The sequence below is a fragment of the Mycobacterium intermedium genome (assembly GCF_002086275.1).
Classification (GTDB): Bacteria; Actinomycetota; Actinomycetes; order Mycobacteriales; family Mycobacteriaceae; genus Mycobacterium; species Mycobacterium intermedium.
Genome location: NZ_MVHT01000010.1, coordinates 54016 through 76992, shown reverse-complemented (window position 1 = coordinate 76992; position 22977 = coordinate 54016). Strand labels below are relative to the sequence as shown.

Here is a 22977-nt window from a genome sequence, read left to right as displayed (position 1 = left end):
GAGCCCTGGTTCTCGGACGGTGTAGCCGGGCGGCTGTCTTAGCGGCCGTAGGGGACGGCGGCTACGATCTGGTTAGAACCGTCATTCTCAATACTGGAGGGCAACATTTCCGGAGACAAAGTACTCAGCGGAGTCCGTGTTTTGGAGGTTGCCGCATGGACATTCGTGCCCTCGGCCGGTGCCGTGCTGGCGGAATGGGGGGCGGAGGTCATCAAGGTAGAGCCGCGCGACGGAGGTGATCCACAGCGGGGCCTGGTCACCATGGGCATCGTGGACGCGGGTGGCGGCACCGTCAACTACATGATCGAGATACCGAACCGAGGCAAGAAATCCATCGGGGTTGACCTGTCTACGCCCGGTGGTCAAGAGGTCGTCCGCAAACTGGCCGCGACGTGTGATGTCTTTCTGACCAGTTATCTGCCCAGTCGCCGTAAGAAGTTGGGCATCGACGTCGATGACATCCGCGCCGCCAACCCCAACATCGTTTATGTGCGGGGTTCGGGCCATGGTCCAAAGGGGCCTGACGCCAACAAACCGGGCTATGACGGCGTCTCCTACTGGGCTCGTGGCGGTATCGCCCACGTTCTCACCGAGGATGCCGACGAGCTGGTGCGGTCTCGCCCCGCGTTCGGCGATCTGCTTGGCGGCATGACCATCGCGGGCGGAATCGCGGCGGCGTTGTACAAGAAAGCGACCACCGGAAAGGGTTCGATCGTCGACGTATCGCTGCTGGGGCTAGCTGCTTGGAACCTCAGCCCCGATGTCGCGGTCAGCCAAATCCACGGCGGTAGCGCGATCCCGAAGTTCGGCCACGCCGACGCGCCGAATCCACTCGTGGGGACGTACCGAACCAAGGACGGCCGCTACGTGCAACTCATGATGCTGCAACTCGAGAAGTTTTATCCCGAGGCGATGCGCGCTATCGGTCTGCCAGAGCTGATCGAGGACAGTCGATTCGCCACCCCCGCAGCACGATTCGAGAACCGCGTGGAGTTGATCGCGCTCATGGACCAGGTGTTCGCGCAGCGCACGCTGGCCGAATGGCGGGAGCAGCTGGCGGACCTGTCCGGTGCCTGGGGCATCGTCCAGACGCCGGGAGAGCTGTGTCAGGACCCCGCGGTGGCCGCCAACGGCTATGTCGCACAGACCACCACAATGAGCGGTGCTCCCTTTGCGCTTCCTACCAACCCGGTCCAGTTCGACGAACAATCTGTCGTCCCCCCGGGGGCGCCCGAGCATGGCCAGCACACCGAAGAGGTGTTGATGGACGCGGGTCTGGACTGGGACACCATCATGGAATACAAGGAAGCCGGAGCAATACTTTGAGTGCGCCGTTGCCAGGTGCCGTATCGAGTGAGCCCTTGGAGTTCGATCCCTTTTCGGATGACTTCTTCAACGGAGCGTATGACACATACCGGCGGCTGCGGGATGAAGCGCCGGTGTATTACAGCGAGAAATGGGACTTTTGGGCATTGACTCGCTACGAAGATGTGGCACCGGCGACCAAGGACTACGAAACGTTTTCCTCGGCCAAGGGCGCAACGCTGGACATGGTGAAGGCGCACGACGACGCCATCCCGGTGCCCAAGGTGATCATCTCCATGGACCCGCCCGAGCATCAGAAGATGCGCAGACTGGTGAGCAATGTGTTCACCCCGCGCGCCATCGCAGCGTTGGAAGACATGGTGCGCGAGAAGGTCTACGAACGCATCGATGCCCTGAATCCCCGATCCTTCGATGTGGTTGCCGACTTTTCGGCGCTGTTCCCGAATGAGGTAATCACGACCATGCTCGGGGTGCCCAAAGCGGACCGTGACCAGATTCGGCTCTGGCTCGATCTCCTCTTGGAGCGCCATCCGGGTGAAATCGCCACTACGGCCGCCGGTTACGAAGCTTCGGTGAAGACCGGTATCTATTACTACAAGCTGGTTCAGCAACGGCGTGCCGAACCACAGGACGACATGATCAGTCGGCTCATCGAGACAGAGATAGAACGCGACGGCCAGATCGAAAAGCTCACCGATGTGGACATCACCGGATTCGCCACGATGTTGGGCGGAGCCGGCGCCGAAACGGTGACCAAGTTGGTTGGCAACGCCATGGTCGCGTTCGCCGACTTCCCCGATCAGTGGCACAAGCTGCGGGACGACCGGAGCAAAATCCCGGCCGCGATCGAAGAGTTGTTGCGTTACGAGGCCCCGTCTCAATACCAAGTGCGCACCGCAACCCGCGATGTGACGTTGCACGGCACCACTATTCCGGCAGGCAGCGCCGTCCTATTGGTAACGGGTTCGGCGACGCGAGATGAACGGATGTTTGATGACCCCGACCGGCTGGACATCGACCGGGAACGCCGGATGGGATTCAATCTGGCGTTCGGGTACGGGGTGCACAGCTGCCTGGGTGCCGCCCTGGCGCGGATGGAGAGCCGTATCGCGCTGGGCGCGTTGTTGGATCTCATTCCGGAGTATGAAGTCGATCGCAGTGGGCTGAAGCGGGTGGCGATGTCCAACGTGTGCGGTTGGTCCAACGTACCCGTTCGCAGGCTCGGCGATTGACTCAGTGGTCGGGGGCCAGAATTAGACCGCTGGTCGGCACGCCGGTGCCCGACGTGACGAGCACATGCTCCACATTGTCCACCTGGTTGTACGACGTACCCCGGATTTGACGAACGCCCTCCGTGATTCCGTTCATGCCGTGGATATACGCCTCGCCGAGCAACCCGCCGTTGGTGTTGATCGGCATGCGACCCCCGATCGACAACTCGTCGACCGAGACGAAATCCTTGGCTTCGCCACGACCGCAGAAACCCAACTCCTCGAGTTGGGTGAAGACGAACGGCGTGAAATGGTCGTAGAGAAACGCGGTGGAAATGTCCCGCGGTTTGAGGCCGGAGTCGCGCCATAGCTTGTTGCCGACGACACCCATCTCCGGCAACCCGGTGATGTCGTCGCGGTAATAACTTGTCATCACCTCGCCGTCGTAGGCCGCGCCCTGTGCTGCCGCAGTGATGACGGCGGGAGACTTGGCGAGGTCGCGTGCGCGTTCGACACTGGTGACAACGAGCGCAACGCCACCATCACTTTCCTGGCAGCAGTCCAGCAGTCTGAGCACCGGTTCGATGATCCAGCGCGAGTTTTGGTGTTGCTCAAGGGTTATCGGCTTGCCGTAGAACCAGGCATCGGGGTTGTTGGCGGCGTGCTTACGGTCGATGACGGCTATCTTGCCGAAATCGGCATTGGTGACACCGTATGTCGTCATGTAACGCTGTGCGTGCAGCGCAACCCAGGCGGCGGGCGTCATGAACCCGAACGGCGCGTAGGGCGCCATCCACAACGGAGTCACCCCGGGCTGGCGTCCCGCTCCGCCGAACCGAAGCCCGGAGCGCTCGTTGAACGCTCGGTAACACACCACCGCCTCGGCGACTCCCGTCGCGACCGCCATGGCGGCCTGCAGCACCGTGCCCGCCGCAGCTCCGCCACCGTGCGGCACCCTGGTGAAGAACGTCAGGTCCTTGATGCCGACATTGCGCGCGACCTCGATCTCTTCGTTGTCGTCGACGGAGAAAGTGACCATGCCGTCGATGTCGCTCGGCCGCAGCCCGGCGTCGTCGACAGCGGCTTTGACCGCTTCGCAGGCCAGTTGCATCTCGCTTCGGCCCGATTCCTTGGAGAATTCGGTTTGGCCGATCCCGACCAACGCGGTCTTGCCGCCAATACCCCGGTTGGCAGTCGTCATGCATCCACGCCTTCGAGCAGACTCAGTACTGCTGTTCCGGTCGCGTGATCACCAAGGCTGTTGGTGCTTCTGAAGGAAACTTCGACCAGGCCTTCGCCATTCGCGGTCGACTTGCCCGTGACGCTTCCGGTGAAACGCAATGGATCGTTCGGGTAGGCGGGAACGCCAAGGCGAATGGAGAGCTTCTTGATCATCGCCTCGGGGCCCGCCCAGTCGTTCAGGAATTTCACGCACAGGCCGTTGGTCGTCAGGATGTTGAGGAAAATGTCCTTCGAGCCTTGGGAATTGGCGAAGTCGCGGTCATGGTGGACCGGCATGTAGTCCCGCGACGCGATAGCGCCGGCGACAATCAGCGTGGTGGTCACCGGAACTTCCAACGGAGTGACTTCGTCGCCCACCTGCACGGCGTTCCATGCGAGTGTGCGGGTGCGGTCGACGGTGCCAACAGCGCGGTCAGTCATGTGCTTCCTTTCGGTATGCGGCGCCCAGGCGAGCTAGTTGCTGCGAGGCCGATCCCAGTGCGAGCTCGTTCTGTTTGGCCCACAGGAAATATCGGTGCAGCGGATAGGTGACATCGATTCCGATGCCCCCGTGTACCTGCTGTGCCGACGCGACGACGCGTGCGCCGGCCTCAGCGGCCCAGAACTTCGCGATCCCGGCCTCGCGCGTTGCCGATCGGCCCTTGGCGATCAGCCACGCGGCGTGCCAGGTGGTCCATCGAATCGCCTCCACATCGATGAAGGCGTCGGCCAGTCGTTGTTGAACGGCCTGGAATGAGCCGATCGGACGGCCGAACTGTTCGCGTTGGCTGGTGTAGGACGCGGCGAGCTTGAGTGCCCGCTCGGTGACGCCGACCTGGATGGCGCACAACCCGACGAGTGCCCTGGTGTAGAGGGCTTCGACGGCGGCTGCGCCGTCGGTGTCGAGGCGACGTCCTTGGGCGCCGGTGAATTCGACATCGGCATGCGGATCCGCGTTGGTGGTGCGCACGGGGCGGACGTCGACGCCGTCGCTGGTCGTATCGACGACGAACAGGCCTGGGCCGTCGTCGGTTTGAGCGGAGACGACGATTGCCGCCGCAAGTTGCGCGGCGGGTACGAGGTCCTTGGCGCCGTCAATCCGCCACTTGTCGGCATCGGCGCGGGCAACGGTGCGCGGGCTGGATGGATCGGAGTTGCCCGGTTCGGTGAGCGCGCCTGTCAAGATCGTGCTGCCGTTTACCACTCCGGGCAGATATTGCTGTTGCAAGTCCGAATCACCGTGTCGCGCAATGGTGTCCGCACCCAAGACCAGTGTCGGGTAGACGGGCACCGGCGCGACGCTCCAACCGACCTCGGAGAGTAGGACGCCGAGTTCCAGGAAGCTGCCGCCGCTACCGCCGACCGATTCCGGTAATGCGATTCCGAGTAGATCCGAGGAGGCCAGTTCACCCCAGAGGTCGGGGTCGTACCGAGTGTCGCGTGATTCCAGGTTGGTGAGGTGTTCCGGCGTGGCGCGGTGCTCGAACAGTTGGCGGGCCACCTTGCCCACGGTCTCTTGTTCTTCGGTAAAGGAGAAGTCCATGTTTGCTCGATGTTTCGCTGCTGCTGGTCAGCGGGCGGGCCGGAATTGATGGAGCACTAGTTCTTTGCCGCTGGGGATGGCTTCGAACTTTTCGTAGAAGACTTCGACGGGCATGCCGACCTCGATCGCCTCCGGGTCGATATCGCAGAGGTTGGAGACGATGCGTACCCCCTCGTCGAGTTCGATGAGTGCGACAACGTAGGGGTACTGGATGAACGGCAGCGGTGGATACTTTGGCATCACGAAGCTGTACACCGTTCCGCGGCCCGATGATTCGATGGGATCCCATTTCAAGGACTGGCAGTTCCCGCACATCGGGCGTGGCGGAACCCGCAGCGTGCCGCAGTCCGCGCACCGCTGGATGAGTAGCTTGTGTTCGGTCAGAGCCGACCAGAAGAACTCGGTGTCCGGGCTTATCGTGGGCGCAAGGCGACTGGCCATCAGCTTCCCGTCTTGAATCGTAGGGTGCGGAATCGTTGCCGGCCGAGGACTTCACCGTTCTGATCACGGTAGGTCGTGATCCAGGTGACGAAGAAGCCGTTGCCCATCGCTGTTTTCTTTTCGTCCGAGATCGTTTCATATACGGTTTCGGCAGTGATCTCGTCGCCAACCCGGGGGTACCGCTCGATCTCGAACTCCGAGTTGGTCGCGATGGTGCCGGTGTAACCGGCGTCGGCAAGGAACTGCAGCGGATTGTTCTTGATTTCCACCGGAACTCCGCCGCGTTCGTGGATACCGGCGAGCTTCGGCGGCGCCATCGTCCAGGACTGCAACATCACCGGCGGCGAGACAACGGCACCGTAGCGGGATGACGCGGCGAATTCCGGGTCCAGATACGCCGGGTTCAGGTCATCGAGCGCATACGCCCAATGCCGAATCATCGCCGGATTAACCGGATCCGGCGCCTTGGCGGGCTGTCCGGAACTGATCGGCTGGCCGATGAGAGCGTCGAGGCGTTGCCGCAGTTCCTCTTTGGTTATCTCAGTCACGGTCGAACTTCCTTTCAGGATGAGCTGGCACGCATGTCCCGAGGTGCGCGCGGCATCAAGAGGCCGGCCATCGCGATGATGTCGCGCTGCAATTCGTTGGCCCCGCCGCCGAAGGTGTTGATCACGGCCAAGCGGTAAGCGCTCTCCAGTTCACCCTTGAGGGGAGCCGCCGAGCCCTTGCGGACACCGGGTTGGCCCACTATGTCAAGCAACTCTCGGGCCACTTGTTGGGTCAATTCGGTGCCGAACACCTTGGCCGCCGAAGCCTGGCCCATGCCGAGGGGACCGGAACTCATAGTTGCGTTCACCCGTAGGTTCAGCAGCCGATATGCGGCAACCTGGGCCTCTACCCGGGCCAGTGCCTGCTGCACCCAGGGCTGATCGATCACCATGCCGTCGTCGAGCGGTGTGGTCTTTGCCCAGTCGAGGGTCTTGTGGAACAACGGCTCCAGCGCGCCGAGGTTGCCCAACGCCGCACGTTCCAAGTTCAGCTGGTTCGTCACCAGCTTCCAGCCCTGGTTTTCGCCCAGCACAATGGCGCTCTCCGGGACTCGGACGTCGTCGTAGAACGTGTAGTACGTCGACACTCCCGGCATCGTGCGTAGTGGCTTCCAGGAAAACCCCGGCGCATCGGTCGGCACGATGAACAGCGTAATTCCTTTGTGCTTCTTGACAGTTGGGTCGGTTCGCGCGGCCAGCCAGATGTAGTCGGCGAACTCGGCGCCGCTGGTGAACATCTTGGATCCATTGATGACGAACTCATCGCCGTCGCGCACCGCCGTGGTGCGCAGCGAAGCCAGGTCGCTGCCCGCACCCGGCTCCGAATAGCCGATGGCGAAATCCACGGTGCCCTTGAGGATCGCGGGAAGGAATTTGTTCTTCTGCTCGTCGGTGCCGTACTGGATCAGCGTGGGGCCCACGGTATTCAGGGTGATCATCGGTAGCGGCGCGTTCACCCGCCGGGCTTCTTCGGCGAAGATGTACTGCTCCAACGGGGTCAATCCGCCGCCACCGTATTCGACCGGCCAAGCGACGCCGAGCAACCCCGCGTCGCCGAGCGCTCGTCGGCACTCGGCCACCGCCGCGCCGCCTTCCAACTGCCCCGCCACAGCCGCTCGGCGCTCCGGGGTCATCACCGCTTCCAGGCGCCTCCGGTAATCCAGTCGCAGTCGTTCTTGCTCCGGTGTGTAGTCAAAATCCATCAAGCGCCCGTCCCTAAGCGAATCGGCATGCGCTTCACCCCGGGCACCATGGTGGCGCGAAGGCGAGTCACGTCACCGGTCAGCTCGATGCTCGGATAGGCACCCAGCAGCACCTCGAACATCACCCTTGCTTCCAGGCGCGCGAGTTGTGCTCCCAGGCAGGCATGTTCGCCGGCTCCGAAAGCGATGTGCGGGTTGGGGTTACGGGTGATATCGAATTCTTCACTGGTGGGCCCGAAGATCTCCTCGTCACGATTGGCTGCGCCGTAGAGCATGACGACGGTATCCCCCGCTTTGATCTGCTGACCACGTATTTCCACGTCCTCGGTCGCACATCGCGCCATGTGGGTGACGGGACTGGTGTACCGCAGCATCTCCTCGACTGCGCTGGGCAGCAACGCAGGATCGGATCGAAGCAAAGCGAATTGGTCGGGGTGATCGATCAGCGCCAAGGTGCCCAATGCGATGAGGTTGCGGGTGGTCTCGTTACCCGCCACCAGCAAGAGGAATGAGAAGTTAAGCAGATCCTCATCGCTGAGGCGTTCACCGTCGACCTCGGCCGCCGCCAGGATGCTCAGCAAGTCGTCCTGTCCGCTGACCTCTCCCGACCGCCGTGCCGCAATGAGTTTGGTGAAGTATTCGTAGAGCTCGCCGAGCGCCACCAGGTGGTCCATCTCGATCTCGGGATCGGCCGTGCCCACCGCCGCATCAGACCAGACGCGGAACCGCTCCCAATCCTCCGGGGGAGCGCCGAGCAGTTCGGCGATCATCCGGGTCGGCAACGGCGCGGCGATCTCGTCGGCGAACTCGTACTCGCGTGACGAGTCGATGCCATCGAGGATGCCCCGCACGATTTCGCGCACCTTGGGTTCGAGCAATGTCACCTGGCGGCGGGTGAAGCCGGAGTTGATGAGTTTGCGGAGCTGCCGGTGGCGGGGCGGGTCGGTGAAGATCAGGTTGCCTTCCTGGACCGGGGTGGGCAGAGCCGGGTCCGGAATGCTTATGCCTTTGGTCGACGAAAACAGGTGCGGGTGGCCCGAAACGAACCGGACGTCCTCGTACTTCAACAAGGCCCAGAAGTTGGTGACGTCGTTCCATACCACCGGCGTGGTGTTACGGAGTTCGCGATAGGTCGGGTACGGATCGCCGGCGTAGAAGTCCGGCGAATGCAGAGGGGCTGTCGTGGTGGGCAACGCGCGCCTTCCTTGGAGGCCTACCGTTCGGATTTAGGCTTGCCGGACAGATAGGACGAAAATGTCCGTTTGCAAGGTGTCTACCGGACGTCGGGCAGGCCTGTCAATCGTGAACGATTAAGCCTGAAATACCATCGTTGCACGTTGACGCGGTCTTGGTGCCGGTGTACACACAGTTTGGATATGTCTGTTCTCGATTCGTTCTCAATCTAACGGAAGGCAGGCAACGGGTGGCAGGCTCGCGCTCCCTGGTCGACAGATACGGCCACTACATCGCTGGACAGTGGGTCGATGGAGACAGTGGACGCTACGACGTCATCAACCCCGCGACGGAAGAGGTGATTGGCACCGCCCCGGACGCGGACGTGGCCGAGGTTGAGCGGGCGATCGACGCGGCGCGGCACGCCTTCGACACCGGTCCTTGGCCCGCGGCCGCACCGGCGGAACGCGCGCGTTGCCTGCAGCAACTCAGCGACGCCCTGCTGGCCAGGGCAGAGGAAATATATGCCCTGGCGCAGGCGGAATGGGGTTGCTCGGCCAATGAGCGGCTGATTCACGTCGAAGGGCCGGCGTTCATGGTCGGGCACGCCGCTGAGCTTGCGATGGAACCCGCCGAAGCTCCGATGGATGCCTGGGGAGCGGCCGGTACCACGCTATTGCGCTATGAACCGCTCGGTGTGGTGGCGGCGATGACACCCTGGAATTTTCCGCACACCCTCAACGTGATGAAGCTGGGTGCGGCGCTGGCGGCAGGCAACACGCTGGTGCTCAAGCCGTCGCCCTTGACCCCGCTGGCCGGCCTCGCGTTGGCGCGAATCATTCATGAGGACACCGACATCCCGCCCGGCGTCGTCAACGTGGTCACTCCGACGGGCATCGAGGCCAGCAGGTTGTTGACCCTCGACCCGCGGGTGGACATGGTCAGCTTTACCGGTAGCTCGGCCGTCGGCCGCGACGTCATGGCCGGCGCAGCCGGCACGATGAAGCGCGTCCTGCTCGAATGCGGCGGTAAGTCGGCAAGCATTTTGCTACCCGACGTCGACCTCAACGAAGACCTGCTGCAGCGGTTGTTGTTCGAAGGATGCACCATGCATGCGGGTCAGGCGTGCATCCTCAACAGTCGGCTGCTCCTGCCCGAGTCGATTCACGACGATGTGGTCGGTCGACTCGCCGAACTGGCACGCAATGTGGTGATCGGCGACCCCGTCGATCCCGCGGTCACAATGGGACCGTTGATCACCCGCGAACACTTGGAGCGCGTCGAGCGTTTCGTCAGCCGCGCCGAAGCCGACGGTGCCACAGTGGTTACCGGCGGAGCCCGTCCGAAGGACCTGAGCAGCGGCTTCTACTTCGAGCCGACCATACTGACCGACGTGCCGGCCGACGCGTATATCGCGCAGGAGGAGGTGTTCGGTCCGGTGCTGACCGTGTTGCGTTACCGCGATGACGACGAGGCCGTGTCCGTCGCCAACAACTCGCCCTATGGGTTGGGCGGCGCCGTGTGGGGCGCTGACGTGGATCGCGCGTTGGCCATTGCGCGTCGGATCAGGACCGGTCAGGTATCGATCAACGGGACCATTCCAGGGGACGCGCCGTTCGGAGGTTTCAAGCAGAGCGGCATCGGTCGCGAGGGTGGCGTCATGGGGTTGCGGGCTTACATGGAGCCCAAGGCTATCGGGGTGCCCGCATGAATCGGCCGCTGGCAGGCTTGCGCGTCGTCGAACTGGCAACCGAGATCGCGGGACCCTACTGCACGAAGCTGCTGGTCGACCTCGGCGCCGACGTGTACAAGATTGAGCCGTTGGCTGGCGATCCATTGCGCAGCTGGGGGCCGTTTCCGTCCGGTCGGCCGGATCCGCGGCGCAGTGGGCTGTTCGAATACCTCAACGCCGGGAAGCGCGGGGCCGCACTGGATCTGGCGCAGCCGGCCAATCTGACGAAGGTCCAGGAATTGATCGCCGGGGCGGACCTGCTGGTCGAGAACCTGCCCGCCGGGGTACCTGAGCGTTCGGACTACGGCCTGGACCACGACTCCTTATCGCGGATCAACCCGCGCTTGGTGGCCGTGCGAATCTCGGACTTTGGGCAGCAGGGGCCGCTGCGGGACCAACCGACGACTTCGCTGACGTTGCAGGCGGCATCGGGCTGGGTCAACCTGCGGGAACCGGGGCGCAAACCGGTACAGGCCGGCGCCCGGATCCCCGAATACGTTGTCGGAGGCTACGCCGCGCTGGGTGCGCTGACCGCCCTGCGAACCGCCGGTGCGGCCAACGAAGTCGTCGAGGTCGATGTCTCGTCGTTCGAGTCGCTGCTGTCCACGCTGCCCTATCCCATGCTGATGGCTGCTCGTTTGAAAAGCCTTGGCCTGCCGACCAATTCCAAGGCGGCTCCGATGCTGGGCATCGTGCGTGCCGCAGACGGCTGGATTGGGATCAACTGTCTTACGGGCCAGCATTGGCTCGACGTGTGCGCGATGGTCGGGTTGCCGGAATTCGGCGACCTCCAAATCGCGGTCATGTTGGGTGGGCCGGAGCGGGATGAATTCTTTGCCAAGGCCCAGCCGTTCTTCGATTCGATGAACGTGGCGGACCTGGTGGAATTGAGCCAGGCCATGCGGATCCCGGCTGCGCCGGTGAGCGATGGCGAGACGATCATGGATTGCCCGCAGTACGCCGAGCGGGGTTTCTTCGTCGAAGTAGGCGACGACGGATGGCGATTCTCCCGGCCAGGCCCGGCGTTCCGGCTGTCGAATACGCCCGTGCCCCCACCGGTTCGTGCTCCGTTACTGGGAAGTGAAGGGCCGGCCACGTGGGGGGAGCGTGCGACTCCAAGTCCAACTGGTACCGCCACCGATGCTGCGCTGCCGTTCTCGGGGCTGAAGGTGTTCGACCTGAGCACATTTTGGGCAGGCGCCTATCTGACCTGCTATCTGGGTGCCTTCGGGGCCGATGTGATCAAGGTCGAGTCCATCCAGCGTCCCGACGGTCACCGGTACTCGGGTTCGCTGCTGCGCGAAGGCGATGACTGGTACGAGCGTGGGCCGTTGTGGCAGGCGACGAATCTCAACAAGCGCGATATCACGCTGGATCTCAGTTCGGCCGTCGGCCGCGAACTGGCGCTGCGGTTGGCAGCCGAAGCCGACGTGGTGGTCGAGAACTTCTCGCCTCGGGTGGTAGAGCAGTTCGGGTTGGACTACGACTCCCTGATCAAGATCAATCCCGACGTGATCATGGTGCGGATGCCGGGATTCGGCCTGGAGGGGCCGTGGCGCGATTACGTGGGCTGGGCGCTCAACATCGAACAGGTGTCGGGAATGGCGTCCGTGACCGGATATCCAGACGGTCCGCCATGCAATCTGCAGGGACCCGCCGACCCCATTGCGGGTGTGCATGGCTGCATCGCCTTGCTCGCCGCCCTCCAACACAGGGAACGTACCGGCGAAGGACAGCTGATCGAGGTCGCGCAAGTGGAGGTGGGAGCCGCGGTGGCGGCCGAGCCGTTGATCGAATACTCACTGACGGGGAAAGTTTCGCCGCGCCAAGGCAATCGGCACCGCGATTACACCCAAGGTGTGTACCCGACCAGCGTCACCGACGAGTGGGTCGCGGTGTCAATACGCGACGACACGGATTGGGCGGGTCTGGTCGGCGCCATGAAACGCGATGAGCTAAGCGACGACCCGCGATTCGCAACCCCGGATGCCCGGCTGGCCAACCACGACGCATTCGACGCGGTGGTCACCGAGTGGACCGCCACCTTAGCCCCGGATGAGGTGGTCGCGGCACTTGTCCAGCGAAAGGTGCCCGCCGCTCGAATACTCGCATCCGACCGCATGTATGACATCGAGCAACTTGAGGCGCGTGGGTTCTACCAGGATTTGGAGCACCCGATCACGGGTCACCATCGGTTCCCGGGCTGGCCGTTTCGCATTTCGCCCGGGCCGACGGCACACCACAGGACACCGTCCCCGACGCTGGGCCAGCACAACGCCGACGTGCTTGATGCACTTGGGCTATCCGCTGATGAGATCGCGGCGTTGCGTGAGCAACGCGTCATCGGTGAGCGCTTGCTCAACGCTTAGCCGCTCGGCGGGTCGGGTCAGCGGGCCGGGGTGGGCGTCAGGCCTCGACCATTGCCGCAATGGTCTCGACGACGCACGCCGGCCGGTCGGATCCCTCGACTTCGACCGTGACGCGCACGGTGGCCCGGGCGCCTTTGTCGTTGCGTTCCACTCGAAGCAACTCCGCCCCCGCACGGATCCGGGAGTCGACCGGAACCGGTGCGGGAAACCGCAGTTTGTCGGAGCCGTAGTTGACTTGCATCGACAGGCCCGTCACCCGGTAAATCTGCTGCACCAGAATGGGAACCAACGACAAAGTCAGATAGCCGTGGGCGATGGTTTTGCCGTAGGGCCCAGCCGCCGCCTTCTCGGGATCGACATGTATCCACTGGTGGTCACCGGTCGCCTCCGCGAAGAGGTCGATTTCGTGTTGGGTCACTCGCCGCCAAGCGCTGTAACCGAGGTGTTCGCCGACATGCGCCTCGAAGGCGGCAATGCCGTCGTAAACCTTCGGAGTCGCGGTCGCCGCCTGCGTCATACGGAGACCTTGAGCCGCAATTGCTCGATGGCGTTGCCTCCCATGATCTTCGCTTTGGCGGATTCCGAAATGCCGTCAAGCCTGTCGACAAAGCTCAGCGGGTCGCCGATGCCCTCGGGATGCGGATAGTCGGAGCCGAACATCACGTGATCCTCACCCATGATGTCGATGATTCCCTTGATGTCGTCCTCCAAGAACGGGTGGATGTAGATGTTGCGCTTGAACACCTCGACGGGATGCTCGTCGAACTCTTTCGGCATGATCTTGTACGCCATGTTGAGTTGCTCGAGGAGGTTTCGTACCCACCCGCTGCCGTTTTCGACGCAAAGAATCTTGAGATCGGGGAAGCGCGACAGCGCGCCATGGCAGATCAGCGCCGCCAGCGTGTCCTCGATCGCTCGGTGGCCCATGACCACTTCACGCAACGCACTGGGCTTGAACGACAGATATTCATCGCCGCCTTCCCACTCCATGAGGTGCTTTTGGTAACCGCTGTCGGAGGCGTGCATGGTGACCGGTATACCGGCGTTGACGACCTCTTCCCAGAACGGGTCGAACTCCGGCAGGCCCATGGAACGTGAGCCGCCGAAGCGGCTGGGCACCGGCGCCGGTCGGACCAGGAATGTCTTCATGCCGCGTTCGAGGCCCCAGTGGAACTCCCTGATGGCCTCGTCCACCAGGGGCAGGCAGATGACCGGTGTCGCGAAGATCCGATCCTTGTAGTCGAACGTCCAGTGCTCGTGCATCCACTCGTTGAGCGCGTGGATGATCGCGTGGGTGAGCACGACGTCGTCGGTGGTCCGCTCTTCGATCAGGCTGGCCAGGGTGGGGTACATGACGCACTGGTCGATGCCTAGCTCGTCCATCAGCTCCAGCCGCGGGGCGGGCTCCTGGAAGGCAGGAATGACATCCATTGCCTCGCCGACGAACTCGCGGAAATTGAGACCTTCGGGGTTGTTCCCCAGGAAGTAGTCCTCGGCACTGCCGGGCCTGGCCACGCGTGCGAACGTGGGGTTGGGGATCATGTGGCTGATCCGGTCCTTGACCATGAGTTTGGGCCGCCCGTTGACCTCCACGTAGCCGACCTTGCCGCGGTGCTCCTTCGGCAGATACTTCGTGAGCGCGTCCGTCGTCTCGTACATGTGGTTGTCGATATCGAAAACCGGGTACGGCAATGAACGGGCCGACATGATTCCTCCTGAGCAGCGAATATGATCATTTACGCCAGTTGAGAACGACGTTATCACTCCGGCGGCACGGCATCCAGATTGGGTAGCGTCAGGTCAACCGGCCCAGGTGTCAACGACCGCACTGGTCGTGGTGATCGTCGCCAGCAGGGCCAAGGTGTTGTCGATGACGGAATCGGCGTACTCCCGCGGATATCCACTCACCGCATCGCGGGGCAGGACGAACTGATAGCTGCGGTTCACCGCATCCATGACGAAGTTCGGGATCGCGATATTGACCGAAACACCCACACCGACAATGGTTTTGATGTTGAGGTTGCGCAGTACCGAATCGAGATCGGTGCCGCACATGGGTCCCACTCCGTGCGTGCGAGTCAGAACGAGGTCGGACTCGAGCGGACCGAACTCGGGCAGCACCGAGGCGCCCGGACTGCCGGGCGTCAAGTCGGCGCCAAACGACTTGCTTGCTGCGAACAGTCGCGCATTGGTGTTGGACCCGCGGCCGTCGGGGCGCCGCTGGATCAGGCAGTGCACGACCGTTACGCCGGCGGCGCGCGCGGCATCGAGGAGTTTGGCGATGTTCGGAATCGCTTCGCGGCGGGCCTCTTCGGCGAGCATCGGCAGGCCGGCTTGCGGCCCGATGACACCGCCCTGACATTCCTGCGTCACTAACGCAGTGGTGGCGGGATCGAGTAGGTCGGACAGAGTCGGTTGGGGCATGAGAATATACGTTATCGGGTGCCGGTTACGAACTCTTTGGCGAAGGCTTCGGAACGCTCGATCAGCTCGGCGCGGTCCGAACCCGGCGGTGCGATGGTGAGCCACGTGACGCCGGCCGCCTCGAGTCTCTTGATGGTGTCGTGGCGCTCGTCGCTGGACTTGTTGTCTGCCAGCAAGTTCCCCGCCGAAAAGCAGATATCGAGCGGGGCGGTTCGCCCGATCTGCGCCGCATATTTCCTGGCCCAGTCAATTGCGGTGGCCAATTCTTCGAGTGTGGAGATCTCTGCGGTACGGGACGCCGTGGCGTAACCGAAGGTGTTGAACGGTGCCCACCCCTGCGCGCGCGATACCGCGCGCCGGATGGCCGGTTTGCTGTTGCCACCGATCCACACCGGGGGTGGGTTCGGGGGCAGTGGACGCAGGCGGACGCCGCGAGCGTTGAACGACGTGCCTTCGTAGGCGATGTCCGCGCCGGTGAACACCTTGTCCAGCACGTCCAGAGCCTCGTCGAGCAGAGCCCCGCGATTGTCGAAATCAATTCCGAGCGCTTTGAATTCGGGCTTCAGATAGCCGGCCGCCGTCCCTAGGATGAGCCGACCATTGGACAGCGCGGCCAGGCTTTGGATCGACTTGGCACCGAGAAACGGGTTGCGGTACGCCGCGATGTAGACGTTGGTCAGCAACTTGACCTCGGTGGTGGCAGCCGCAGCGAAGGCGAGTGCGACGAAGGGATCGAGGGCGTGGTGGCCCCCATGGTCGAGCCACTTGGCGTCTGGCGCGGGATGGTCTGTGACGTGCACGGCGGCAAAGCCGCCGGTCTCGGCCGCCCGTGCGATCTCGGCAATGGCCTCGGCGGAGACGAACTCGTTTACCGCCTCCACACGGTGGGTCGGCAATTCGAGGGAGAACGAGATGGTCACCTAAGTCCTTTCAGTACTGAGACGAAGTCGCAACGAGGTCGGCCAAGCGCTGTGCGTGATAGTCCGGGGTTCCGAACATCAGTTGGGTGGCTTTGGCGCGGCGCACATAGAGATGAGCGTCGTGTTCCCAGGTGAACCCGATGCCACCGTGGATGCGCATGTTGTCCAGGGCGATTTGGAGAAAGGCCTCCGAGCACACCATTTTCGCCACCGACGCCGCGGTCGGTAATTCGCCGGTGTCGGCCACGTCGGCCGCGTGAGATGCGGCCGACCGCGCCCCTTCGATCAGCACCAGCATGTCTGCGCACCGATGTTTGATGGCTTGGAAACTGCCAATCGCCCGGCCGAACTGGATGCGGTTCTTGGCGTAGTCGACGGCCATGTCGAGGCAGCGTTGCCCCGCACCGACCTGCTCGGACGCCAGTGCGACGATCGCCGTGTCCGAGGTGCGGGCCAAGTAGTCCGCGGCGTCACCGGGCGTTCCGATCTGCTGTGCGGCGACGCAGTCGAACTCGACGCGCGCGACTTTGCGGGTGCGGTCAAGGCCGGCCAATGGCGTTCGACGCAGTCCCTCCGCGTCCGCGCGGACCGCAAACAGCGAGATTCCGGCTTCGGTGTGGGCAGCGGCCAGGATGATGTCGGCGGTGTGCCCATCGAGCACCTGCCGGGCCGACCCATGGATGAGGTAGCGCGTTCCGTCGCGCTCTGCGCGCAGGGCGACGTCATCCGGATTCCACGGTCCGAGTTGGTCATTCAGGATCAGCGTCGCGGTGCAGGACCCGTCGACCAAGCCGGGAACAAAGCTTTCGATGGCGGATTGGTCGCCGCTGGCCAGAAGCGCCGGAATGGCCAGCGCAACGGTGGAGAAGAAGGGTGCGCACAACAGAGCGGCGCCCATTTCTTCGAAAACCACTGCAAGTTCGGTCATGCCCGCGCCCGCTCCGCCCCAGGTTTCGGGCACCGCGATGCCGGTCAGTCCCAATTCGCCGGCCAACTTGCGCCAGGACGTGGCGTCGAAGCCGGTGTCGGTCGCCATCAGCGCACGCACCGTCTCGGAGGGTGACGTCTCCGCGAGGAATTCGCGCACAGCATCGCGGAGTTCGTCGACCTCACTCTTCGCCACGCGCAGCCTCCAATACCGGCACCAGTGCCCTGCCCGGGCATATCGGGCCCAACACAGGCCCGAGATAGGTCGAGTCGGATCAGGATAGTATGTTCTCTAAAAGAGAGAATAACCATTCTCGCATGGAGGAGCGACGCGGTGACGAAACTCGACTACGGGATATTTGACTGCGACACCCACTGCTACGAGACCCGTGACGCGTTCACCCGGTACCTGCCCAAAGAATTTCACGACCGCGCGATCGCGCCCGTCGTCGGCGCAGACGGCAAGGAAGTCATCCTTGCCGGCCACCGGATCGCCACCTTCAACAGCGAGGCAGGGTTGGGCTTTGACCTGGCCTACCGGCCGGGCTCGCTCAAAGAGATGCTCAAGCAGATGGGGTCGGGCAATCCGGAGGAAACCTATGAGCCTCAGCCGATGCAGCCGGAATACCTGGAGCGTGAACCCAGGCTGAAGGTGATGGCACAGCAGAACGTCGAACGTGCGGTCATCTTCCCCGCAGGTATGGCGTTGGCCGCCGAACACTACGTCGACGACACCGAGGCTCTGTATGCCAACCTACGGTCGTTCAACCGCTGGTTCGACGAGACGTGGGGCTTCAACTACGAGGAGCGGCTCTACGCCACCGCCCTGCTGTCCCTGCGAGATCTGGAATTGTCGATCAAAGAGACCGAAGCGATCATCGAGCAGGGTGCACGACTGGTGCTGCTACCCACCGGCCCCGCATATGGGCGGTCACCGGGCGACCCATACTTCGACCCCATCTACGCGCGGTTGCAGGAAGCCGGTTGCACCCTGGTCTTCCACATCCAGCCGTTCTGGTATTTCAATGCGATCTCGCCGGCGTGGGGGCACAACCCTGACCCCGCCGCGTGGCACATGTCGGCCTGGCAGTGGATGAACATCTACGGGCAGCGTCCGATCGAAGACACGCTTTCGGCCCTCATCTTCGACAACCTATTCGGGCGGTTCCCCGGACTGAAGGTTCTTGTCGCCGAGCACGGCGCGGAATGGGTGCCCCAGTTCGTCATTCACATGGACAAGAGCCGCGGCATGGGGCGCAACGGTCCGTGGATCGGCGGGAAACTGACCGAGCGTCCGTCGCAGATCTTCCGCCGCCACGTCGGCGTGGTCCCGTACCCCGAGGACGACATCCCGGCCATCGTGGACCGACTCGGCTACGACGAATGTCTGCTGATGGGTTCGGACTACCCGCACGCCGAGGGCCTGGCCGAACCTGCGGATTTCGTCAAACTACTCGACCCGCTCGATGACGCCGCCAAAAAGCGGATCATGCGCGACAACGCAGATCAGCTGCTGCGCCAAGCCTGACGACACATGCCGAACGACGACGCCGCCGACGCCGATGTCGATCTGGAGCTACTACGGGCCTCGGCGCGGTCCTTTCTCGAAGGCAGGGGCGAGAAGGAATCCATCGAGGACCTCGCAGCGATGGACTGGACGGGCCTGCTCGTCGACGAGCAGCTGGGTGGCGCCGGCTGGCGTCCGGTCGAATCGTGCGTTGTCGCTGAAGAACTCGGTCGGGCGCAGGACCGATCGGCGTGGTTTGGTACTGCCGTCGCGGCCGCGGCGCTCGCGTCCGCACCCGACGAGATCAGACAGCACTGGCTGCCAAGGCTTATCAGTGGTGCCGCCACCGCGGGTCTCACCGTAGGTGACTCGGTGCGTGTTGTTCGCGGAGACGCGGTCAACCTGGTAGTTGCGCTGCGGGACAACGGCATCCACTTTGTCGATGGCGCGTCCGTCGCGGAACGGCGACCAGACGAGGATCTATTGGATGTCACCCGGCCGGTCTGGAATCTCGATCTCGCCGACGCCACGAGTGTGCTGATCGGATCGGCTGAGCGGGCCGCGGTGCTGATGGCGGTGGCTCGGCTCCTCGTCGCCGCCGATTCGGTTGGTGCCGTATCCACGACGCTGGAGCGACTGACGGCATATCTCAAGGATCGCACCGCTTTCGGTGCGCCTGTCGCGAGCTTCCAGGCGATACAACACCGACTGGTGGAACTCTTCGTATTTGTCGTCAAGGCGCGGGCTATTGTCATGAAGGCCGCGCGGGCGCTTGCCGCCCACGACGATAGGGCGAACGTGCTGACGACCGTTGCCCACGCATTCGTTACTGCGAAAGCTACTGCAGCGATTGATGAATGCATGCAGCTATCCGGTGGAATCGGCTTCACCTGGGAGTATCCGCTGCACCACGAGTTGCGCCGCGCTTTCACCAACGGCCAACTGGTGGGCACGGCGCGATCGAGTCGTGCGCTGCTGGCCAAGGTGTGCGGCTGGTGAGCACGTTCGGCAGTAGGCCAACCGCGGAGGAGTTGGTGGCATTCCGTGAGCGGGTGAGAGCGCACATTGCGCAGCATGCACCGCCGATCGAAGCCCGCGAAGGCCACCGAGCGCCGAAAGATGCGGACCAGGAAGCCCAACTTCGCCGCTGGTTCGCCGGGTTGTTCGACGCGGGCTTTGTCGGCGCGGACTGGCCTGTCGAGTACGGCGGGTCGGCCGACCACCATCCGCTGCACGACCGCGTGGTCAGTGAGGAAATTCTGCGTGCCCGCGCACCGCGGCCCGTCGACCAGGTCAATCTGGCCGCTCATGTGCTGCTGCACTTTGGCTCGGAAGAGCAACGACGCAGATTGCTGCCACCGATCAGGCGGAGCGAGCACGTGTGGTGCCAGTTGTTGAGCGAGCCGAATGCGGGCAGCGACATCGCCGCGGTTCGCACCCGCGGCGTGCGGCAGGACGACGGTACCTGGGTCATCGACGGGCAGAAGACATGGATCACCGACGGACACTGGGCCGACATGGGGTTGGCGCTCATCCGCACTGATCCGACTTCGTCTCGTCACCACGGCCTTTCGGTATTCGCGGTGCCGATGTCGGCAGCCGGCGTCGAGGTTCGTCCCATCCGCAGCATCGGGGATGCAATCGAAATCAACGAGGTGTTCCTGACCGGCGTGGTGCTCGACGCGGACAGCCTGGTCGGCGAAATCGGACAGGGCTGGTCGATCATCATGGCTGGTCTGGACTTCGAACGCTTCGGTATCGGCGGCAATGTCATCCTGCTCGAATTGTTGATCGACGACCTTGTGACGGTGGCCCGTAATGCGCTCATCGACGGCGTCCCGGCGCTCACGCACCCCGACATCCGACAAACCATCGCCGAACTCACCGTCGAAGTCGAGGTGGCGAAGTCGTTTATCGACGACCACGTCGAACGTCTCATCGCCGGTGCCGATATGCCGGGCGATGGCTCGATCGCCAAGCTGAGCTTCGCCGAGACCTACCACCGGGTTTCGGTGTATGGTGCTGAACTCGCAGCTGCCGCAGCGGATGTCGCTTCTACCGACACAGCCGTACGGCAGGCGAAAGAGCGTCTGCGAGAATGCTGGTTGTGGTCACGGGCATATACGATCTCCGGCGGAAGCTCGGAGATGATGCGTAACATCCTCGCGAAGCGTCGGCTGCTGTTACCGAGCGGGTGAGCGCGACGATGGCCAGTGAGACGTTCTGGGGTCTGGTCGACGCGGTGGCCGAAGCGCATCCGGAGCGGGTGGTTCTGGCCGACGACTTCGGCCGCAGCCTGACCTGTGCACAACTGCGGGATGAGGGTGAGCGCACCGCGGCTGCGCTATCGGAGTCCGGGGTCGGCGAGGGCACCGTGGTGTCGTGGCAGCTGCCGACCACGCTGGAGACGATGGTGGTGATGGTTGCACTGGCCCGACTGGGCGCAGTGCAGAACCCGATCCTTCCGATCTGGCGCGAAAGTGAAGTTCGCTTCGCGACAGAACAGCTCGCGACGGAAGTGCTTGTGGTCCCGGGTCGGTGGCGCGGCTTTGATCACATCGCGCTGGCAGAGGCGGTGGCGAAGGAACGGCCGCTGTCCGTCGTGGTGATCGATCACGAAGCCACGGTCACCGACGGCCTGCGCCTGCCGGTCGGCGACCCCGCGCTGTTGCCGGCGGCACCGAGTAGCGGTGAAGACCCCCGCTGGATCTACTACTCCTCGGGTACCACGGCCGCGCCGAAAGGCGCTCGCCATTGCGACCGTTCGGTGATCGCCGGTTCGGCCGGAGTGATCGGCATCGTGGGTGCGTCCAGCAGCGACGTCAACCCGATCGCGTTTCCCGTTTCGCACATCGGAGGCGCCGCCATGCTCGCTGCGAGCCTGCGCACCGGCATGCGATTGGTCTTGTTCGACTCGTTCGACCCAGCGACGACCCCGTATCGACTGGCGGCGCACCGCCCGACACTGCTGGGCACCGCGACCCCCTTCTTTGTGGCATTCATGGCCGCGCAGCGCGCCCACGGATCCGAACCGCTGTACCCCGACTTGCGGGGCTGCGTCGGGGGAGGCGCGCCGATCACTGCGGAGTTGGGACGGCAAGTGCGGGAAGTATTTTCGGTCAACGGCGTTGCCAACTCTTGGGGTTTGACGGAGTTCCCGGTCGCTACCTCGCAGACACCAGAGGCTGCGCCCGATTTGCTCGACCGGACCGTGGGACGCCCTGTTGCCGGAGTATCGGTGCGGGTCGTCGACGAGAGCGAGCGCGAAGTCAACGTCGGCGAGGAGGGCGAACTTCGTCTCAAGGGACCCCAGTGCTTCCTGGGATACGTTGACGGCTCGTTGGACGCGGCCGCATTTGACGCCGAAGGTTGGTTCCGCAGCGGCGACCGGGGGCGGATCGACGAGCAGGGCAACGTCGTCATTACCGGGCGTATCAAGGACGCCATCATCCGCAATGCGGAGAACATCTCGGCACTCGAGATCGAGAATGTGCTGGCGACGCATCCCGCGGTCGCCGACGTTGCGGTCATCGGCGTGCCGGACCCGCGCACCGGGGAACGGGTTTGCGCTGTAGTGGTCGCCCAACCCGGGGGAGAGGTCACCCTGGACGCGTTGGCCGAACACTGTCGGCGGCAGGGATTGAGTCGACACAAATCTCCGGAGCGCCTCGAATTGGTCGAGGCGCTACCGCGCAACCTCACGGGCAAGGTCCTGAAAAACGAGCTGCGTGCGCAATTCGGCTAGCCGCGCTGAGTCAGTCGGGCGCGAGCGAGCTGCGCCGCCCCGTTTCCGGTGATCAGCCAGAGGGTTGCCAACTGGGCGATGAAGTCGTCGAAGGATAGTTTGACGTTCCCGTTTACGTAGGACAGGATCGCGTCAGCGGTGCCTCCGACAATGAATGCCGGCGCAACCTGCGCCAACGGATCGGTTTCCAGCTCGACGCCGTGCACGACTTTGCCATGGTCGATCGCCACTTTGGTGAGGCGGTGCATCACCCTGGTGCGGTGGTTGTGCAACTCGGGCGAGGCGGCCACGCCCCCTAGCAGCACCCGCGCGCGGCGCGGGTCGTCGACAAGCGCTCGTACCGCCGCCGCGACGACCGCTAGAGCTTGCGCCTCCAACGGCCCATCGGCCGTCGCGTCCGAGGCCTCGACGGTCGCGGCACGCACATCCTCGGCGATGTCATCGATGACCGCGGCGGAGAGCGTGTCGAGGTCGGTGAAACTTTCGTAGAAGTATCGCTTGTTCAGACCGGCAGCGGCGCAGAGTTTTTCGACAGTCGCGCTGCGCCACTCGTTGCGTGCCATCGAGTCCATCGCAGCATCCAGGAGGCGACTCCGCCGCTGCCGGCGACGAGCGTCCGCGGATTGCCCGCCGTAGGCGCGCTGCGTGGTCTCAGGCATCGCCAGATCGTCGCAATTGTCGACGGCGC

21 protein-coding genes are annotated in these 22977 nt (G+C 63.6%); 8 read left to right on the top strand and 13 right to left on the bottom strand.

Annotated elements, in window-relative coordinates; translation table 11 throughout:
• Positions 1–93: 93 nt before the first annotated feature.
• Together BST27_RS06105 and BST27_RS06100 are read left to right on the top strand one after the other, a co-directional pair.
• A complete protein-coding gene (locus BST27_RS06105; RefSeq protein WP_069420251.1) occupies positions 94–1326 on the top strand; it encodes a CaiB/BaiF CoA transferase family protein in 1233 nt (410 codons plus the stop codon).
• Complete coding sequence (locus BST27_RS06100; protein ID WP_069420250.1) at positions 1323–2558, top strand: cytochrome P450; 1236 nt, start codon at positions 1323–1325, stop codon at positions 2556–2558. Before BST27_RS06105 ends, BST27_RS06100 begins: the two co-directional genes overlap by 4 nt.
• 1 nt (position 2559) lies before the next feature.
• Here the strand turns inward: BST27_RS06100 and BST27_RS06095 are convergent, their stop codons facing one another.
• Genes BST27_RS06095 through BST27_RS06065 form a run of 7 tightly spaced genes read right to left on the bottom strand, consistent with a single transcriptional unit; the run spans position 2560 to position 8664 of the window.
• Positions 2560–3738, bottom strand: a complete 1179-nt coding sequence (locus BST27_RS06095) for a lipid-transfer protein (protein WP_069420249.1) — start codon at positions 3736–3738, stop codon at positions 2560–2562.
• On the bottom strand, positions 3735–4199 hold the full coding sequence (locus tag BST27_RS06090) for a MaoC family dehydratase (protein ID WP_069420248.1): 465 nt from the start codon (positions 4197–4199) through the stop codon (positions 3735–3737). Before BST27_RS06090 ends, BST27_RS06095 begins: the two co-directional genes overlap by 4 nt.
• Positions 4192–5301, bottom strand: a complete 1110-nt coding sequence (locus BST27_RS06085) for an acyl-CoA dehydrogenase family protein (RefSeq protein WP_069420247.1) — start codon at positions 5299–5301, stop codon at positions 4192–4194. The genes BST27_RS06090 and BST27_RS06085 overlap by 8 nt, the downstream gene beginning before the upstream one ends.
• A gap of 27 nt (positions 5302–5328) precedes the next feature.
• A complete protein-coding gene (locus BST27_RS06080; RefSeq protein WP_069420246.1) occupies positions 5329–5742 on the bottom strand; it encodes a Zn-ribbon domain-containing OB-fold protein in 414 nt (137 codons plus the stop codon).
• Positions 5742–6290, bottom strand: coding sequence for a MaoC family dehydratase (locus BST27_RS06075; RefSeq protein WP_069420245.1), 549 nt, complete (start codon positions 6288–6290; stop codon positions 5742–5744). Before BST27_RS06075 ends, BST27_RS06080 begins: the two co-directional genes overlap by 1 nt.
• Positions 6291–6304: 14 nt before the next feature.
• Positions 6305–7492 carry an acyl-CoA dehydrogenase family protein gene (locus tag BST27_RS06070; protein WP_069420244.1) on the bottom strand — a complete coding sequence of 396 codons (1188 nt, stop codon included), beginning with the start codon at positions 7490–7492 and terminating at the stop codon, positions 6305–6307.
• The gene (locus tag BST27_RS06065) at positions 7492–8664 is read right to left on the bottom strand and encodes a cytochrome P450 (RefSeq protein ID WP_069420280.1); all 1173 of its coding nucleotides are present in this window, start codon (positions 8662–8664) and stop codon (positions 7492–7494) included. Before BST27_RS06065 ends, BST27_RS06070 begins: the two co-directional genes overlap by 1 nt.
• Positions 8665–8915: 251 nt before the next feature.
• On the opposite strand from BST27_RS06065, the gene BST27_RS06060 reads away from it, so the two are divergent.
• A complete protein-coding gene (locus BST27_RS06060; protein WP_069420243.1) occupies positions 8916–10376 on the top strand; it encodes an aldehyde dehydrogenase family protein in 1461 nt (486 codons plus the stop codon).
• Positions 10373–12766: a CaiB/BaiF CoA transferase family protein gene (locus BST27_RS06055; protein WP_069420242.1), complete on the top strand. Its 2394-nt coding sequence runs from the start codon at positions 10373–10375 to the stop codon at positions 12764–12766. The genes BST27_RS06060 and BST27_RS06055 overlap by 4 nt, the downstream gene beginning before the upstream one ends.
• A gap of 37 nt (positions 12767–12803) precedes the next feature.
• On the opposite strand, the gene BST27_RS06050 is transcribed toward BST27_RS06055, so the two are convergent.
• The 5 genes from BST27_RS06050 to BST27_RS06030 all read right to left on the bottom strand — a co-directional run bounded on the left by BST27_RS06050 (position 12804) and on the right by BST27_RS06030 (position 17233).
• The gene (locus tag BST27_RS06050; protein ID WP_069420241.1) at positions 12804–13283 is read right to left on the bottom strand and encodes a MaoC family dehydratase; all 480 of its coding nucleotides are present in this window, start codon (positions 13281–13283) and stop codon (positions 12804–12806) included.
• Positions 13280–14473: an amidohydrolase family protein gene (locus tag BST27_RS06045; RefSeq protein ID WP_069420240.1), complete on the bottom strand. Its 1194-nt coding sequence runs from the start codon at positions 14471–14473 to the stop codon at positions 13280–13282. Before BST27_RS06045 ends, BST27_RS06050 begins: the two co-directional genes overlap by 4 nt.
• 93 nt (positions 14474–14566) lie before the next feature.
• The gene (locus BST27_RS06040) at positions 14567–15190 is read right to left on the bottom strand and encodes a cysteine hydrolase family protein (RefSeq protein WP_069420239.1); all 624 of its coding nucleotides are present in this window, start codon (positions 15188–15190) and stop codon (positions 14567–14569) included.
• 11 nt (positions 15191–15201) lie between these two features.
• On the bottom strand, positions 15202–16110 hold the full coding sequence (locus BST27_RS06035) for a TIGR03619 family F420-dependent LLM class oxidoreductase (protein WP_069420238.1): 909 nt from the start codon (positions 16108–16110) through the stop codon (positions 15202–15204).
• Positions 16111–16120: 10 nt separating this feature from the next.
• The gene (locus BST27_RS06030; RefSeq protein WP_069420237.1) at positions 16121–17233 is read right to left on the bottom strand and encodes an acyl-CoA dehydrogenase family protein; all 1113 of its coding nucleotides are present in this window, start codon (positions 17231–17233) and stop codon (positions 16121–16123) included.
• A 138-nt stretch (positions 17234–17371) separates the two neighbouring features.
• Between BST27_RS06030 and BST27_RS06025 the strand changes: the two genes are divergently transcribed.
• From BST27_RS06025 to BST27_RS06010, 4 genes are read left to right on the top strand one after another with little or no spacing between them, the layout of a single operon-like run.
• Positions 17372–18565: an amidohydrolase family protein gene (locus tag BST27_RS06025; protein WP_069420236.1), complete on the top strand. Its 1194-nt coding sequence runs from the start codon at positions 17372–17374 to the stop codon at positions 18563–18565.
• A 6-nt stretch (positions 18566–18571) separates the two neighbouring features.
• On the top strand, positions 18572–19543 hold the full coding sequence (locus tag BST27_RS06020; RefSeq protein ID WP_069420235.1) for an acyl-CoA dehydrogenase family protein: 972 nt from the start codon (positions 18572–18574) through the stop codon (positions 19541–19543).
• Positions 19540–20742, top strand: a complete 1203-nt coding sequence (locus BST27_RS06015; RefSeq protein ID WP_069420278.1) for an acyl-CoA dehydrogenase family protein — start codon at positions 19540–19542, stop codon at positions 20740–20742. The genes BST27_RS06020 and BST27_RS06015 overlap by 4 nt, the downstream gene beginning before the upstream one ends.
• Before the next feature lie 8 nt (positions 20743–20750).
• The gene (locus BST27_RS06010) at positions 20751–22289 is read left to right on the top strand and encodes a class I adenylate-forming enzyme family protein (RefSeq protein ID WP_069420279.1); all 1539 of its coding nucleotides are present in this window, start codon (positions 20751–20753) and stop codon (positions 22287–22289) included.
• Here the strand turns inward: BST27_RS06010 and BST27_RS06005 are convergent.
• Positions 22286–22948: a TetR/AcrR family transcriptional regulator gene (locus BST27_RS06005; RefSeq protein WP_069420234.1), complete on the bottom strand. Its 663-nt coding sequence runs from the start codon at positions 22946–22948 to the stop codon at positions 22286–22288. The two genes, BST27_RS06010 and BST27_RS06005, sit on opposite strands and share 4 nt — an antisense overlap.
• Between the last annotated feature and the right edge of the window lie 29 nt (positions 22949–22977).

Coding starts and splice junctions, on each gene's coding strand:
- BST27_RS06080 (WP_069420246.1), bottom strand. CDS start 5,742: ATGGCCAGTCGCCTTGCGCCCACGATAAGCCCGGACACCGAGTTCTTC.
- BST27_RS06085 (WP_069420247.1), bottom strand. CDS start 5,301: ATGGACTTCTCCTTTACCGAAGAACAAGAGACCGTGGGCAAGGTGGCC.
- BST27_RS06010 (WP_069420279.1), top strand. CDS start 20,751: ATGGCCAGTGAGACGTTCTGGGGTCTGGTCGACGCGGTGGCCGAAGCG.
- BST27_RS06090 (WP_069420248.1), bottom strand. CDS start 4,199: ATGACTGACCGCGCTGTTGGCACCGTCGACCGCACCCGCACACTCGCA.
- BST27_RS06020 (WP_069420235.1), top strand. CDS start 18,572: ATGCCGAACGACGACGCCGCCGACGCCGATGTCGATCTGGAGCTACTA.
- BST27_RS06040 (WP_069420239.1), bottom strand. CDS start 15,190: ATGCCCCAACCGACTCTGTCCGACCTACTCGATCCCGCCACCACTGCG.
- BST27_RS06050 (WP_069420241.1), bottom strand. CDS start 13,283: ATGACGCAGGCGGCGACCGCGACTCCGAAGGTTTACGACGGCATTGCC.
- BST27_RS06055 (WP_069420242.1), top strand. CDS start 10,373: ATGAATCGGCCGCTGGCAGGCTTGCGCGTCGTCGAACTGGCAACCGAG.
- BST27_RS06045 (WP_069420240.1), bottom strand. CDS start 14,473: ATGTCGGCCCGTTCATTGCCGTACCCGGTTTTCGATATCGACAACCAC.
- BST27_RS06070 (WP_069420244.1), bottom strand. CDS start 7,492: ATGGATTTTGACTACACACCGGAGCAAGAACGACTGCGACTGGATTAC.
- BST27_RS06005 (WP_069420234.1), bottom strand. CDS start 22,948: ATGCCTGAGACCACGCAGCGCGCCTACGGCGGGCAATCCGCGGACGCT.
- BST27_RS06095 (WP_069420249.1), bottom strand. CDS start 3,738: ATGACGACTGCCAACCGGGGTATTGGCGGCAAGACCGCGTTGGTCGGG.